Here is a 14930-nt window from a genome sequence, read left to right on the forward strand (position 1 = left end):
CACTCTATTGTTCGACTACGATGACCCGTCGAACGAATCAAGTTTCCGCAACACCCCTGCGTACACGTCCGGCGCACAGTACCACCCGGCGTTCAACATCGCATCGATGGTCTCCCGCGCGGCTTCCGGATCGAGTGCGCCTCGCTTCATCAACAGTAGGACGAGATACGCCGTGCCCCGCGTGTCGATCCCTTCGGTCGATGCCACGTCTCGACTGTACGTTTCGTCCATGACAGCAGTCCCATTTCGCCGTTTCGCACACGAAAGAACCGACGCGTCCGCCCGACTGAGACGATCGTTCGTCCGCAGTCGTTTATAAATATCCGTCTCCGAAACGGATACGGTGTCAAAAACTTCGTCATCGACGAGCCGTTCGATCCGACGGGCGTCGGGATATCCTTCCTCGATACCGGTGCTGACGACTTCCTTATAAACTAGTTCGGGAATCAGACGTCGCTCCTCCAGATCGTTTAAGAGTGCCAATCGCTCCGCCTTGGCGAGGTATATGAGCGGCGTCGCGTCGAAGACCCACATTCACAGCGCCTCGAGGTCGTCCTCGACATGATCCCCGTCGACCCACGTCGAGTCGCGTTCCTTTGCTAATTGGGCGAAATCCCACACCGACATGTCGGCGCGTTCAGCCGCTTTGTGAAAGGTGATCTCCCCGTTCGCCACTGCTTCGAGTGCCTGCTCGCGACGCCAGTCTTCGAGTCCCTCCGAGAGGAGCTTCCGGACAGCCGTACTCCGGTCGAGTTTCTCGTCTTCGAGGTACGCCTCGAGTTCGGCTTCGAGTTCCTCGGGGACGCGAGTGGAGATCGTTCCCACAGTGTATGCATTGTATTATATGTATACAAGCGCTTCGGTGGATCAATTCGGTCGAAAACGTGGTTTTGACGCAGCATGCGTGGCTATAAAAAGCCGTCCTCGTCGTAGACTCCCGAGTATCTGAACAGGGTCATAACGCCGGGCCGAATACTTATTCGAGTTGCCGACAAACGTAGTTGTATGCCAGTCGTCACAACCGAGGGTGTCCTAGGTGGAAAGCCACGGCTGGACGGACGGCGGGTGAGCGTACTCCAGGTTGCAGAGCTCGTTCTCGAGTGTAACGATGACCCGGCCGACGTCGCCGACCAACTCGACCTCTCGTTGGCCGAGATCCACGAGGCGCTTGCGTACTATTATAATAACGTCGACGAGATGGAGACGTATCGCCACCAGCGCGAAGAGCTCCTCGAAACCCTTCGAAAGGAGTCACACGCGCCGGATACGATCAAGCGCTGACGATGGCGCAACTGTCGTTTCTGGCCGACGAACACGTCAAGCGGTCGTATATACACGCACTTCGCGGGAACGGGGTCGACGTCGTTGCTGTGATAGAAGGGGACAGAACCGGTCAGAAAGACGACGTTCATCTCCAGAGGAGTTCCCAACGGAACCTCGTGGTGGTGACCAACGACGATGATTTTGTCAGACTCGCACAGAAGCAGTCCCACACCGGTATTGTCTTCTACAGCGAGCAGAACCACGATCCGAGCGATTTTGTCACAGCAATCCGGCGAATCGACCGGTTCTTTTCCCCCGACGACATGCGGAATCACGTCGAGTGGCTCGAAAACTGGTTGTAGCGCCACGCTGTTCGACAATCGACGAACTAGCCACCGACAATAACTTATATCACGCCGCCGATCACTGGGGTATGACAGGTGTAGGCATCGACGCCATCGAGATCCGCACGGGCAAACTCAAACTCGACCTCGCGGAGACGTTCGCCGCGGAGATGGGCGACGCGCCCGAGAAGTACACGAAGGGACTCGGTCTCCATGCCAGTTCCTTCCCGGACACTTACGAGGACATCGTCACGATGGGCGCCAACGCCGCCCATCGGCTGATGGAGCGAAAGGGTCTCGGGTTGGACGACATCGGTCGGATCGACGTCGCCACGGAGTCGGCGTTCGACCACTCCAAGCCCGTCTCGACGTACATCGGCGGCTGTCTCGAGCAGGTCTTCGAGGGCGACCTCCACCACGCCAACAAGGGCGAGCGGAAGTTCGCCTGCGTCTCCGGCACCCAGAGCGTCGACGACGCGTACAACTGGATCGAGGCGGGGCGGAATCGCGGCCGGGCCGCCCTCGTGATCGCGACCGACACGGCGCTGTACGCTCGCGACGACCCGGGCGAGGCGACCCAGGGCGCGGGCGCGGTGGCGATGTTGATCGACGAGGACCCGGATCTCGTCGAACTCTCGAAGGCCCAGGGGTACGGCTCCGCCGACGAGACTGACTTCCTGAAGCCCCAACAGCAGTTCCCGAGCGTCGACGGCAAGCGCTCTGTGAAGGTGTATCTGGCCCGGATGCGCGAGGCGCTCGTCGACTACGAGCGCGCCGGCGGGGAGATCCACCCCGACGACTTCCGACTCGGACCGTTCCACACCCCCTTCCCCGGGATGGTCCGGAAGGCCGCCGTGTTAGCGTACCGACACATCACCCGCGACACCGAGATCGAGGACGAACTCGCCGCCGAGATCGGCCGCCAACCGCGGCCGGAGGGGTTCGACGACGACGAGGCGTACATGGACGCGCTCTCGGAGTACACCGACGCGCTCAAGGAGACCGATCGATACAAGTCGTGGTACGACCGGACGATCGACCCGACGCTCGACATCTCCCGGCACGTCGGCAACTGGTACACCGGGTCGGTCCACGTCGCCCGGATCGCCGGCATCAAGGCCCTCGCCGAGGCCGACGAGGACGCCGTCGGCGAGCAACTGCTCGTCGGATCGTACGGCTCCGGTGCCCAGGCGGAGATCCACGTCGAGACACTACAGGAGGGGTGGCGCGGGGAGATCGAGGCACTGGATATCGACGAGCAACTCGAGGCCCGCTACGATCTGACTTTCGGGGAGTACGAGGAGGTCCACGACGCGCACAACTTCGACGAGGAGTCGAGCGTCGAGGAGTTCACTGTCCCGGACGGCGAGTTCGCCTTCGACGGCTGGGGCCGGATGGGCGAGCGGAAGTACCGCTACGTCGAGTGATCCGTTAGTCGCCCGCCAGAGGTTCGGCCTCGCCACCGACGGACGTACCCCGGCTCCCGGTCGGGCGGACGCGTCCGGGACGCGAGGTGGGCGCGGATCGCCCGGCAAACGCCCGACTGTGTGTGTTCTCTCCGACTTCGAGTTAAAATACATACGGACCGCTTCAGCACTCATAACCATCCACGGAACCGGTCGCATTATTACGGTGTAACCGTCCGTTGAGGCGGTGTATGCTGAGTCGGATACGGGAATCATACGGGATAAAACTCCTCATCGGGTACGCGATCACCGGCAGCATCGTCACCGTCGTCGGGGTAACGACCGGGAGCGTGGCCGCCACGATCACGATGGCCTGGGCCGGGTTGCTTGCGCTCGGGTCGATTACCGGAACGAGCACCATCGCATCGGTGACCGAACTCCGAAAGCGAACCGGCGCGATCGCGGACGGGGAACTCGGAACGCACCTCCCGTCGAATCGCGACGACGAGCTCGGCGATCTGTTCCGGGCGGTCGATACGATGCGGTGGTCGCTCTCCGACGAGATCGACAACGCAACCGAGCTGCGCGAGGAGGCCGAACAAGCCCGATCCGAGGCCGACGAGCTCGTCGAGGAGTACCGGGAGATCGCGGACCAATACGCCGCGACGATGCAAGCCGCCTCGGACGGCGACCTCACACAGCGAGTGGACGTCGACGACCGACACGAACCGATGGCGCTGATCGGGGACGCATTCAATCGGATGTTGGACGACCTCGAAGCGACACTCCGGTCCGTGGAGGCGTTCGCCGGACGGATCGAGAGCGACACGAGGACGCTCGAATCGCTGAGCGACGATGCCGAGTCCGAGGTCGAAGCCGCGGTCGCGGCCGCCACGGAGATCACGGAGGCGACGAGCACACAACGCCGCCAGCTCGACGCCACCGCGGACGAAATCGAGGACGCATCCGCGACCGCCGAGGAGATCGCCGCAACGACGGAGACGCTCGCCTCGACCAGTTCCGATGCCGCCACCGCGACCGGGGAGGCCCAACAGGCCGCGGAGGAGGCGATCGCCCAGATGGAGGCTATAGAGAACGAGACTGTCGCAACAGTAGAACAGATCGAATCCCTGACCGAAACCACAGAAGAAATAACCGAAATCGCCGGCGTAATAAACGAAATCGCCAACCAAACGAACATCCTCGCGTTGAACGCCAACGTTGTAGGGGCGTAGTGGGCACTTGATGACCACTCCATGTATTCACCTTCGTTTATGAAGACACCTATCATGTATCAAAAAGAAAATACTTTTGAGTTCCAGGCATTGATAGAGCAACGTGAATGGGGTTCTTCGATAGAGTTGGAAAATTTATTACAGGGACTCCACGCAGGGATAACAGATTCTTCCGAGGTTGTGGTTTGATTACTGACTGGATTAGGGCTTCACGCACGTCTTCCGCGGCATAGTGGCTGTGATTCTGCTGAACAACCTCCTGCCGAACTAGAAGAGATACCCCGTGTCGGAGACGAGAAGTTCCTCATTGACGCTCTGGGGTATCTCACTCTTCCTCACGAAGTGGTCTAATGACGCCTTGATTTCAGTAACCGCAACATCGTTGAGGGACTCTTACAGACCGATACCGTGCAAATCAAACGATTCCACGAAACCGGGGAAGGCAATTAAACCTGCGCCAAGCGCCGGCTAACTGTTTACTACAATAACCACCACTGTCGTTAATACAAGAGGGCTCGATTTAGTTACCTATATATTTGATATATCAACGCCATTAAATTTGTTTCTTATTTCTCTTATATGAGCTTCTGTAACTTTCCCGTATCCATCTGTCTCGTCCCTTGCATGGTCTAAGGCATAACTCCGTGCAGATTTGGAGACGTCATTCTTTTTTAGCAGTCTTGAGAACGTATGACGAAGGGTATGAATATCTACACGTTGTTTACTCCTATAATCCTTGTCAATACCCATAGCTTTCTGTTGTCTCTCTGGCATTGGTATTTTGGCGATCTCTTCTTGAATTCCCGCGTCTTCAGCAGCTTTTCTGACAGTATCTCTATAAGTACTGCCTGACAATCCCCCACCGTCTCTGGAAGGAAAGAGATACTCATGATCCCCGTTTTGAACATAGCTCGATCTAACGTCACTGATCCAATGTTCTAACAGACTGACTAATTTCTCTGTTAATGGCATTACATACGTTCCACCGATCTTTGTGTTTCGGAGTTCTATTGTCTCCTCTTTTAGATTAATATCGGACGTTTTGATCAGGCAAAGTGCCTCCTCTCGGGGTCCTAGTTCTACTGAACAGAGTAGCATCAATTGGTCTCTGAAATCGTCCAATTCCGTTAACAACTTCTCAATCTCCTCAGTTTCTAACCACTCTCGGTCAAATCCGGAATCAACTGCATACCTATTTGGATCTATATTTTGTCTTATTTTCCATGTCAGTTTTAGGAACTCATCCTCTTCTTCTTCTAATCTCCCGATTGCTCCGACGACCGCATTCTTATCATTCTGCAAACAGGATTTCGATCGTTCCATCCCAGCTCGATACTCAAAGTACCGGCGGATCTCCGCGAACCCTGCATCTTCGACACACATGCCCTCGTCATGAAGGTAATCAACAAGGAACCGGAGCGAGCTGTTGTAGTTCTTCACTGATCCTTCAGCTAGAAGATTATTGATACATGACTCGCACAGATACTCAATACAGTGACCACACTTGGGCGGTGTAATCCCTAACTCCTCAAGTGTTTCTTGATATTTTTCGTATATTTCATCGTAGCATTCACAAATTTCAGAATCAGTAGTCTCTTTCTCTGAACTATTATTATCTTCGACGCTTTCACTATTCGTGTCTTGATCGCTCGTCGGGACCTCTGTAGATTGCCGGCTACTCTCCGTGGTGAATTCAGTTAGTTTTGTGTTTTTAGACATGATTGTTGTCACTTGTTAAGTTTATATGCGGATGAGTCCTCATCAGCAGAGCGAATTATGCCCTCTTGTTGTAAGGAGTCTACTTCGACGATCACCGATGGCATCGCTTCATCGGTCTTCTCAGCTAGTTCATCCACAGTCAGCGGGCTCTCTTCATTCAACTCTTGAACGATTGCTTCTTCAGTATCAGTACGCGTCACCGGCTGTTCTTCAGGTTCCGCCACACCGGTTACCTGCTCAGGAATATGAACGACTCCTGAGTTTTTCTCATCGAGCTTCTCATGGAGAGCTTGGATATTATCCGCGATCCGCTTGAGATCAGCATCTAGTGATTCGATCTCTGTCTCTCCATTTTTATCGATATACCGTGCGTGGTGTTGAATCGCAGCTCGGACAGCCTCACTTCGAGAAGCGTATCGCTGCTCAACGACCTTTTCTAGCAATTCGTCATGGTAGTCAGTTAGACTGAATTTTTTTGGAACAGTGTCCCTTGTGCTGCTTTTCGTCACCAGGAATCACCTAGATTCGTTATTCTCCTCGCTACCGTTCTCCATAGGTACCCGAACGGAGTGTTGGATGGGGTAGGTGGTGATTTCATGCCAGTTCGACCTGCGAGAACATTAGGGCGGAGGTGATCCGGTTTTTCCGATAAATTGAAATTAAAGACGAGTTTAAATACCAAATACGGACGACAAGAGGTGGAACGGATTTCGTACCGGTTTGACCTGCGAGAACCATTCGTCTTTAGCTAATACTCACAGTAATACTGAATAACCGCGTATCGAAGGCGAATTGCGTCGCAACACGCTCGCTACAACCCGAAAACACGGGTTCCGATCGTCGTGTATCGCCTGTTCCCGATAGTAAGAACATCTCAGTCGCTAGTTCCGTCGTTCTAATACCGCAGAAAATAATTCTTTCTCTAAATATTACTAACGGTCTTAGCTAAAGACGAATGCCTGCGAGAACATTGGGGCGAAGGTGATCCAATCTTTTGATAAACTTGAAATTAGAGAGAATATTCAATAGCCAGTATGAGTGAGAAAGAAATTGAACGCGATGAACTTCAGCAACTGACTGCGAATGAGCTGTTTTATGTCCTGAATGGAAAACCTCCAAAAAACGCATCAAACTCAAACTCTCAACTCAGAGAAAACATCGAAAATAAAAAGATAGGACAGATTACTGACCGATTTTTTAATCTGATTGAAGATCTTGCTGCATTGCAGTATGCTGGTTTTTGCGATGACGAGTATTGGTCAGATATTAAAAGTGACATAAGTAACCCTGGATCAGATAATCTGATCTATTCAGAAGGGAATAAATTTTTTAATAAAGAACTAATTGATGAAAGTACATATATAATCGGGATGCAGCTAGGTCATTTAGCTGATTTGTTAACTTACTCAGCTCAGTTAGATGAGCTAGCTGAAGAAAAAAATATTCAGGAAGCCTTAATTAATGGATTCAGTCTCGGTGTTAATGGATATGGTACAAGTAGGCCAGTAGAAAGTCCTGCGGATCACGATGACCGGGTGAGAGAGAGACTTATTAATAGATCGCCAATAAATAAAAGTCAAACAAACACACTTGATGAAAATATAGCTTTAGATGGAAAAGAACTAGCAGAAAACAAGAAAGCGACAGAGCTCGTTGACGAACTGGTTGGGGAAGCCGTGGTGGAGGATGATGATCCGATCCTTGCAAGAATGGAAGCCGAGTTTGATGACGCAGGTATCCGAATTGAGCCGTATCCGCCAGTCATAAATAAAGTATTCAACCTTGGGGATGGTCACCCTCCAGATTTGGGAAGTGAGACAGAGAGGACAAAATACGCTGTAGAGTGTTTAAAACAAAACTACACTCAGAATATCCAGAATGTGTTTGCATTTAGGGACCGTATCCTAAATGATATAGGTACGTGTTTACCCCCAGATGGATATCGTCACTCTCTCGTGAGTGCCACCCAACTGGTGTCGTAGACTGATGCAACAGGCGGGCAAACACGCTTTCGAGGGATGGTCTCCAGACCGGAGACCATCCCGTCTCGCCTGTTCATGACCTCTTCGGAACCTACCAAGGAAGAGATCCTTGAGCGTCTGGTCGCACTTGAGAAAGAGAACGAGGAACTTCGAGAGGAGAACAAGCGGCTCAGAGCCAAGCTTCGGTGGTACGAGGGACCCCATACACCACCGAGCAAAGACCAATCGGACCAGGAGGAGTCGTCCTCGTCCGATGGGGACGAGGACGACGAACAACCACGTACTGACGGTGGCACGCCTGGCCGAAAGTCCGGACATGACCCGGAATGGCGCGACGCTCCTGACCCGGATCAAGAGATCGAGGTTACCTGTGACTGCTGTCCAGACTGTGGTGAAGCGTTCGACGAGTCGGCGGGCGTCAGCCCCCGACTCGTCGAGGAACTCCCGGATCCACAGCCACCAGAGGTCACACAGTACAACCGCCATCACTACGAGTGCCACTCCTGTGGTGCCGAGACTGTCGCCTCACACCCCGACTGCCCCGATGAGGGGCAGTTCGGGGTGAATGTCATCGCACAGGCGGCGCTCTCTCGGTACGATCACCGCCTTCCCTACCGGAAGATCGCCGATCGCTTCGAACAACTCCACGGACTGGAGTTCACGGGTGCGTCCGCGTGGCACGCGACCGAGCGCGTTGCACGCGCCGGTCGCTGTGAATACGAGCAGATTCGCCGTCAGATCCAGCAAGCCGACGTTGTCCACGTTGACGAGACTGGAATTAAACGCGACGGCGAACAGGCATGGATCTGGACGTTCACCACCGAGGAGCACACGCTGTACGTGGCTAGGGAGAGTCGAGGAAGTGATGTTCCCGCGGAAGTCCTCGGCGAGGACTTCGCGGGAACAGTCGTCTGTGACGGGTGGACGGCGTATCCGGCTTTCAGCAGCAACCTCCAGCGGTGTTGGGCGCATATTCTACGGGAGGCTGAAGACGCCGCCGAGAAACAGACGGAAGGCGAACCGATCTACCGTGCCCTCAAACAGCTGTACGTCGCTCTCCAGACCCGGCTGGAGAGCGACTTGACAGTCCGCGAGCGAGCAGAACTCCAACGTGTGGCGCGGAGAGAGCTTGAATCGCTGATAGAACGGTCAGTTCCTGACGGACCAGTGGCAACACTACTCGGCAAGATCGAAGGAGGCCTCGACCACTGGCTCACCTTTATCGGTGAGCCAGCGGTCTCCCCAACGAACAACGCCGCTGAAAATGCGCTCCGTGAGCCAGTGGTTCTCCGGAAAATCATCGGAACACTCCGGAACGACCGCGGTATGTTCGTGCATGAGACGCTGCTGTCCCTGCTGGCGACGTGCCGCCAGCAGGGACGCAATCCCTACGACGAGTTCAAGCGAATCGCTCGAAACAACGAGATGATTTCACGAGCTCAGACCGTACCCGCTGTTGCATCCTCGGGGTAAACACATACTGATATAGAACAGGTATTTAAACAGGTTGCAAATATGGGTCCAGACCTACGGGATTACGAGGTTCTACAGGGGGCAATTTTATTCTCTAATAGCAAAAATAGAGATATTAACGAGTGTGTTAGAGAATGTAGCCTTGGCGATCAAGATGAAATAAGCGACGATATCATCACTAGTGGTCTCAAAAAACTTAGAGGTGTGCATCGGATTAAGTCCGCTTGGCAGGACTATCCGCTTATAGATCAAAACTACGAATTGACTGCGTACGGTACATTACTTAGTAAGATCATATTCCCTATGGAGGAGATTCGAGAGACAGACAGATACCTGCCAACGCCAACTGAGGAAGCGGACTACGTTAGGCCCTCATTCATATATGTGACTAATGCATGCTATGCGTTTGCGCTTGATTGTCCTTCTGAAGAGCATATCGAGGGCTCATGGGAATCGTTGTATGAGGAGGCGTGTAAGGAACGAATTAATGAACTGTCGTGATTATTTGGTAGCGAAATAAGCCATTCGCTCTTAGGAAGTACATTGTTGGTGGAGAGTTGTCTTGCGATTTCTCCATACGAAAGAAGCCGCCGTGGCCGGAGCAGTTCGTAGCTGTGGGCGGCTACGTGAGTACTTCGACCATCCCGAAATGAGCTTCCGCATCGCTACCAACAATCTGCTTCACAAGAGCGTAAGCCATTTATTCATTTACTTTGTCGTCGGCTTCCCACTTCCAGTCTGAAAAAAGTGCCACCCTCACTCTGCCATCGGCTGCTTATCATCATGGTTAGTAATTAATACCCATCTTAAGACTGTCACATACATGATTTAATTTTCACTCAGCAACAGAGACTCTTAATTAAGCGCCCGCATTAATTATGCTGTTGGTAAAGAGTCTTCTTGCGGTTCTCCGGTACTGAGGGACAGATCTAATAGGTCAAATTGCAGTTTTCACCGGCTGAACAAGAGGTTCTACAGACTCAGGGGAAGCATCGATTTTGCGACTAACGGTATGTTTCTCAAGCGAGAAAGAACAAGTAAATCGGATTCCATTTAAACTATAGTCGAATTCGCAGTACAGCGGCGGTGTGGGGGTATATAAAAAACCAATTAAATCAGATCTTATCGAATCATCTGGCAAGGATGGACTACTAATTATACATATGGTAGTGAACCTACCCAAAGGAGCTGTTGAGTTCCTTGATGAGCTTGAGGAGCATAGCACAGAGGCAACGGTTCAGTCCTACAGATGGGCTATCCGATCCGTTACCGAGTTTCAGCAACGACAGGATGAGACTCCAACCGAAATAACGGTAGACAATGTTGCAGAGTTTATTTTGTTCGAGGGGTCAAAATATACTGACGGCTAAACTTATTTGTGTATAGAGCTTGTTTTTACGGTATGGACTACTTGGAGAAGATCACTGTTGACGAACTCCAAGAGATTTTAGCCGAAGTTGATGAAAAGAAACCAGTTCAGAGAATTCTTGCCGGTATCGCCTACAAGGACGGTGTCGAGCAGCAGACAATTGCGGAGCGGCATGATGTCCATCCAAACACGGTTCGTAACTGGCTGATCCGACTCGAACGGCTCGACTCAGAGCCGTTCGAGTCGGTCGTCTACGATGATCCTCGCCCCGGCCAATCACGCGAACTTGACGAAGCTGACCACGACCAATTCATCGAAGCTCTCCACGATTCTCCCAAAGAAGTTGGACTTGATGCGCGTGCGTGGACGGTTCCGCTAGCCCAGCAGTATCTTGAAGATGAGTTCGATATTGAGTACTGCCGCCGTCATATCCGGCGATTGATGTCCGAGGCCGGGCTGTCCTGGAAGACAGCCCGGCCAGAGTACGTCAAAGCTGATGAACGAGCTCAGGATGCGTTCCGCAAAGGCTTCAAAAAAAGACGGACGATCTGGACGACGACTACACAATCATAGCAATCGACCAGACACGCCAAGAGATCACGACGGATCTTGTCCACGCGTGGTTTCCAGAAAAAACGCGCCCGACACTCCCGGTGTCGGGCGCGTGGGAGAGTCTCAAACTGCTGGGCGGTGTCACCGCCAGCGGTGACACCTTCTTTCTGAAGTGTGAAGACAACTTTACCGCTGACATCACGACGCGGTTACTGGACGCACTCCAGACCGAGTTCGGCGAGAAAATCTGTGTTGTCCTGGACAATGCCCCGTATTTCGCGGCGAACGATGTCCACGACTACGTTGAAGACACACCGATCGAACTGTGCCACCTTCCGCGGGGTTCACCGGAGCTGAACCCCGCGGAAGGGTGCTGGCAGAAACTCAATCAGCGGCTTGGTAACCAACTTTTCGAAGAACTTGATGAACTGAGAGAAGCCGTCTTCGATGCGCTTGCGTCTATAGACCCACCAAACATCTATAATTATCTCTGTCCGTGAGTATATGCTACTACAACACTACACGGAGTTATCCGATCAATATCAAATTATATCGCGCACACGCGTGACGAGACGCCCCCTTACCTCGTCAAACAACAGATCAATGAGGCGGTTCGAACGCTTCGAAAAGAGATCGTACTAGAAACAGGGATTCGTTCTTCAGAGTTGGATAACCCCCGTAGTGGTTCAACTGAGGAAGCAGAACACTACGAAGTAGATTTCATTGAATCACTGGTTGAGTACTTGCGCCACTGTAACTACGGAAGTCGAGCACATACGATAGTTGAGGTTCTCGTTGAAACAGGGTGTTTCGCAAACTCTCTCCAGCAACTTGATCTGGATCACGTAGATTTCCAGCAAGGAACGATCTCGATTCAAAGCTCAAAAACAAGGGCGATTCAGCCGCAGACCTACGATGTGTCTCTCTCAGGCACGTGTATCGACGTTCTTGAAACGTACGTTGCCCGTGAGCGTATTGAAAACAAGGGAGATGACGCTATGGCGTTGTTCACTACGGGTCATGGTCGAATAAGTACTGCAACGATTCGTCGATCACTCAAGCAAGCCGCAGAGAAGGCATTCCAGTATCATACCACTCAGAACGGAACGGAGTGCCCTGACAAGCTTCGTGAACAGGCTGCCTCGCTGTCGCTTCATGATCTTCGAGTATACGCTCTCACCCAACTTCACGAGTAATGGCACAGTCGTTGGCTGACGCACTGGCGGAGATCAACGATCCCGAGACGATTGAGCAACTGCTCTCAGGAATCAATGAGAGCGATAACACTCAATCGTCATCTCCGTCTTCAGCTTCCAATCAGTCAACGCTATCCAAGCTCTACGAACGGTTTCTAGGCCGACGGCAGAATCGAAGTCCGGCAACAATCAGTAATTACAAGCGAACGCTCCCCGGGTTTGTGCGGTTTGCAGCGAGCCGACATGCGTTGTATCCGGGAGAAATAACAACGGAACTCGTTGACGCGTACGTCGATTCACTTCTACAAGAGTACGATAACGATGCCACCATTTTACTTCACACCTCGAACGTTCGCCCTTGGCTCAAATGGCTTATACTGAGGGCTAAAAATTCATGTAACTCCAGCCACGAGAAACGGTATGGCGAGGCTGGAGAAGGTCTCTGTCGAAGACCTCCGCCAGATCCTGGCGGAGGTCGATGAAGCCGACGCAGCAAAGCGGATTATGGCTGCGATTACCTACAAGGAGATCGACGATCTGACGCAGACAGACGCTGCCGAACTCTACGGATTTTCCAGTAGTTGGGCCTCAAAGTGGTTCACCCGACTCGAACGGCTCGCCGACGAGCCGTTCGAGGAGGTTGTCTATGATAAACCACGAGAAGGCAGGCCGTCCGAGCTTTCTGACAAAGAACACGACCAGTTCGTCGAGGCTCTTCACGACTCACCCGGAGAAGTCAGATACGACGCACCCGCGTGGTCTGTTCCATTGGCGCGTCACTATCTCTCCGAGGAGTTCGGTGTTGAGTACTGCGAACGTCACGTCCGACGACTGATCTCCGAGGCCGGGCTGTCCTGGAAGACAGCCCGGCCGGAGTTCTACAAATCCGACGAGAGAGCCCAAGAAGCCTGGCAGGAAGGGTTCAAAAAAAGCGCGACAACTTGGACGATGAATACACGATCCTGACCATCGATCAGACGCGTCAGGTACTCTCGACGCTGATCTATGCGTGGTTTCCGGAAGGGGAGCGCCCGTCACTTCCGGTGACGGGCGCGTGGGATAGCATCAAGTTGCTCGGTGCAGTCAGCGATTCTAGGGAGACGTTCTTTCTGCCGTGTGCAGAGAACTTCAACAGCGACACGACGATTCGCTTGCTAGACGCACTCCAGACAGAGTTCGGCAAGAAAATCTGCGTCATCTTGGACAACGCGTCGTATTTCACGGCTAACGCAGTCCAGGAGTTCGTCGAAGACACGCCGATCGAACTATGCTACCTTCCGCGGGGTTCACCGGAGCTGAACCCCGCGGAAGAGTGCTGGCGACAACTCGATCAAGAACTTGGCAACCGTCTGTTCGACACACTCGACGAACTTCGTGATGCTGCGCTCTGTGCACTCAACCGGATTACCGTTCCAGATGTCTTTACGTACTTATGTCCGTGAGTATTAATAAGCGGGAACTGTGCAGAGAAGCGGTCTACCATATCCTTGATAAAGACGAGCTCGGTCTGTCACCGAATGCACGCGAGGAGGCACTTCCGGAGAAGGAAGCCACCGCCATACTGAAGACACTCCGAGAACAACAGTACGGATCTAACCTCCACGCTCTGTTGGAGCTTCTGTGGAACACAGGCATACGCATCGGAGAAATCCGAGCGCTTGATCTTAGAGATGTCAATCAAGCCGATAACGACCTTGCTGTCCGGCATCGACCGGACGAAGCAACTCGGATCAAGAATGGAAGAGCGGGTGACGCAACAAATGGTGATGGAGAGCGAGATCTCAATCTTCACCCACGTGTTGTGGACGCTCTCTCGGCTTACATCAATCTCAATCGGCCTGAAACGACTGATGGGTTTGGACGTGACCCATTGTTCACGACAGCCCACGGACGGCCCGCCCGTTCGACACTCCGTCGCTGGGTATACGAAGCGACCAGCTGTCGATGGGTTGATCCCGAGCTCACAGAACGGAGCTGCGATGGCTCCTGCAATCCTGACTCGAATGTCTGCGCGCACAGCTACTACCCGCACGCAGTTCGCCGTGGAGCGATCGTTACCCATCTCAGTAACGGCCTCCGCCCGGACAAAGCTGCTGAACGATTCGACGTCTCAACCGATGTGATTCGCAAACACTACGACCCGCGAAGCAAAGCCCGCCGAAAGAACGACCGTGCCGATGCGGTCAAAGACGCCTGGAGTGATTCATGAACTCCACCCGAAATCAAGGACAAACACACGCGGCCACGCAATCAGCGATTGACTATCACAACGCACAGCCAATCAACTTCCAATCAACACCTCGAAATCAATGACAGAATCAACCGATCCGTTCAATCAAGGAGAGTGCGCGGAACTGCTTGAATCGGTACACAACCAATCAGCGCAGAAAG

18 protein-coding genes are annotated in these 14930 nt (G+C 53.1%); 14 read left to right on the forward strand and 4 right to left on the reverse strand.

The window, feature by feature from the left end:
* Positions 1–15 precede the first annotated feature (15 nt).
* Positions 16–534 (reverse strand): DUF3368 domain-containing protein, encoded by a 519-nt coding sequence (locus tag NMLP_RS03015; RefSeq protein WP_015408656.1) that lies wholly within the window; start codon positions 532–534, stop codon positions 16–18.
* Positions 535–825: a UPF0175 family protein gene (locus NMLP_RS03020; protein WP_015408657.1), complete on the reverse strand. Its 291-nt coding sequence runs from the start codon at positions 823–825 to the stop codon at positions 535–537.
* A 180-nt stretch (positions 826–1005) separates the two neighbouring features.
* Between NMLP_RS03020 and NMLP_RS03025 the strand changes: the two genes are divergently transcribed.
* The 5 genes from NMLP_RS03025 (at position 1006) to NMLP_RS15965 (ending at position 4437) form a co-directional block, all read left to right on the forward strand.
* Positions 1006–1281 (forward strand): DUF433 domain-containing protein, encoded by a 276-nt coding sequence (locus tag NMLP_RS03025; protein WP_015408658.1) that lies wholly within the window; start codon positions 1006–1008, stop codon positions 1279–1281.
* Positions 1282–1283: 2 nt separating this feature from the next.
* The gene (locus NMLP_RS03030; protein ID WP_015408659.1) at positions 1284–1625 is read left to right on the forward strand and encodes a DUF5615 family PIN-like protein; all 342 of its coding nucleotides are present in this window, start codon (positions 1284–1286) and stop codon (positions 1623–1625) included.
* A 71-nt stretch (positions 1626–1696) separates the two neighbouring features.
* The gene (hmgB, locus tag NMLP_RS03035; protein WP_015408660.1) at positions 1697–3034 is read left to right on the forward strand and encodes a hydroxymethylglutaryl-CoA synthase; all 1338 of its coding nucleotides are present in this window, start codon (positions 1697–1699) and stop codon (positions 3032–3034) included.
* A 230-nt stretch (positions 3035–3264) separates the two neighbouring features.
* A complete protein-coding gene (locus tag NMLP_RS03040; RefSeq protein WP_015408661.1) occupies positions 3265–4248 on the forward strand; it encodes a methyl-accepting chemotaxis protein in 984 nt (327 codons plus the stop codon).
* Positions 4249–4302: 54 nt separating this feature from the next.
* Positions 4303–4437 carry a hypothetical protein gene (locus NMLP_RS15965; protein ID WP_269453347.1) on the forward strand — a complete coding sequence of 45 codons (135 nt, stop codon included), beginning with the start codon at positions 4303–4305 and terminating at the stop codon, positions 4435–4437.
* 339 nt (positions 4438–4776) lie between these two features.
* Here NMLP_RS15965 and NMLP_RS14040 read toward each other — a convergent pair whose 3' ends face one another.
* Complete coding sequence (locus tag NMLP_RS14040) at positions 4777–5967, reverse strand: tyrosine-type recombinase/integrase (protein WP_084260770.1); 1191 nt, start codon at positions 5965–5967, stop codon at positions 4777–4779.
* 8 nt (positions 5968–5975) lie between these two features.
* A complete protein-coding gene (locus NMLP_RS14965) occupies positions 5976–6476 on the reverse strand; it encodes a ribbon-helix-helix domain-containing protein (protein ID WP_015408663.1) in 501 nt (166 codons plus the stop codon).
* 525 nt (positions 6477–7001) lie between these two features.
* On the opposite strand from NMLP_RS14965, the gene NMLP_RS14970 reads away from it, so the two are divergent.
* The 9 genes from NMLP_RS14970 (at position 7002) to NMLP_RS16110 (ending at position 14748) form a co-directional block, all read left to right on the forward strand.
* On the forward strand, positions 7002–7949 hold the full coding sequence (locus NMLP_RS14970; protein WP_015408664.1) for a hypothetical protein: 948 nt from the start codon (positions 7002–7004) through the stop codon (positions 7947–7949).
* Between the two features lie 36 nt (positions 7950–7985).
* Positions 7986–9422 (forward strand): IS66-like element ISNamo3 family transposase, encoded by a 1437-nt coding sequence (locus tag NMLP_RS03045; RefSeq protein WP_015408665.1) that lies wholly within the window; start codon positions 7986–7988, stop codon positions 9420–9422.
* A 42-nt stretch (positions 9423–9464) separates the two neighbouring features.
* The gene (locus NMLP_RS14975) at positions 9465–9923 is read left to right on the forward strand and encodes a hypothetical protein (RefSeq protein WP_152024091.1); all 459 of its coding nucleotides are present in this window, start codon (positions 9465–9467) and stop codon (positions 9921–9923) included.
* 662 nt (positions 9924–10585) lie between these two features.
* The gene (locus NMLP_RS03050) at positions 10586–10792 is read left to right on the forward strand and encodes a phage integrase SAM-like domain-containing protein (protein WP_049926059.1); all 207 of its coding nucleotides are present in this window, start codon (positions 10586–10588) and stop codon (positions 10790–10792) included.
* Between the two features lie 32 nt (positions 10793–10824).
* Positions 10825–11843 (forward strand): IS630-like element ISNamo14 family transposase gene (locus tag NMLP_RS14700; RefSeq protein ID WP_015408582.1). Its coding sequence is split into 2 segments (ribosomal slippage): positions 10825–11323 and positions 11323–11843, totalling 1020 coding nucleotides; the frame shifts between segments, so codons are not numbered across the junction.
* 165 nt (positions 11844–12008) lie between these two features.
* On the forward strand, positions 12009–12539 hold the full coding sequence (locus NMLP_RS16100; protein WP_076982679.1) for a tyrosine-type recombinase/integrase: 531 nt from the start codon (positions 12009–12011) through the stop codon (positions 12537–12539).
* Positions 12539–13021, forward strand: coding sequence for a site-specific integrase (locus NMLP_RS16105; protein WP_076982680.1), 483 nt, complete (start codon positions 12539–12541; stop codon positions 13019–13021). The genes NMLP_RS16100 and NMLP_RS16105 overlap by 1 nt, the downstream gene beginning before the upstream one ends.
* Positions 12960–13981, forward strand: a protein-coding gene (locus tag NMLP_RS14705) for an IS630-like element ISNamo15 family transposase (protein ID WP_015408666.1) whose coding sequence is annotated in 2 segments (ribosomal slippage) — positions 12960–13464 and positions 13464–13981 — 1023 coding nt in all. Because the reading frame shifts where the segments join, the coding sequence is not laid out codon by codon here. The genes NMLP_RS16105 and NMLP_RS14705 overlap by 62 nt, the downstream gene beginning before the upstream one ends.
* Positions 13972–14748 (forward strand): tyrosine-type recombinase/integrase, encoded by a 777-nt coding sequence (locus NMLP_RS16110; protein WP_076982681.1) that lies wholly within the window; start codon positions 13972–13974, stop codon positions 14746–14748. Before NMLP_RS14705 ends, NMLP_RS16110 begins: the two co-directional genes overlap by 10 nt.
* Positions 14749–14930: the final 182 nt, after the last annotated feature.

It is taken from the genome of Natronomonas moolapensis 8.8.11 (genome assembly GCF_000591055.1).
Classification (GTDB): Archaea; Halobacteriota; Halobacteria; order Halobacteriales; family Haloarculaceae; genus Natronomonas; species Natronomonas moolapensis.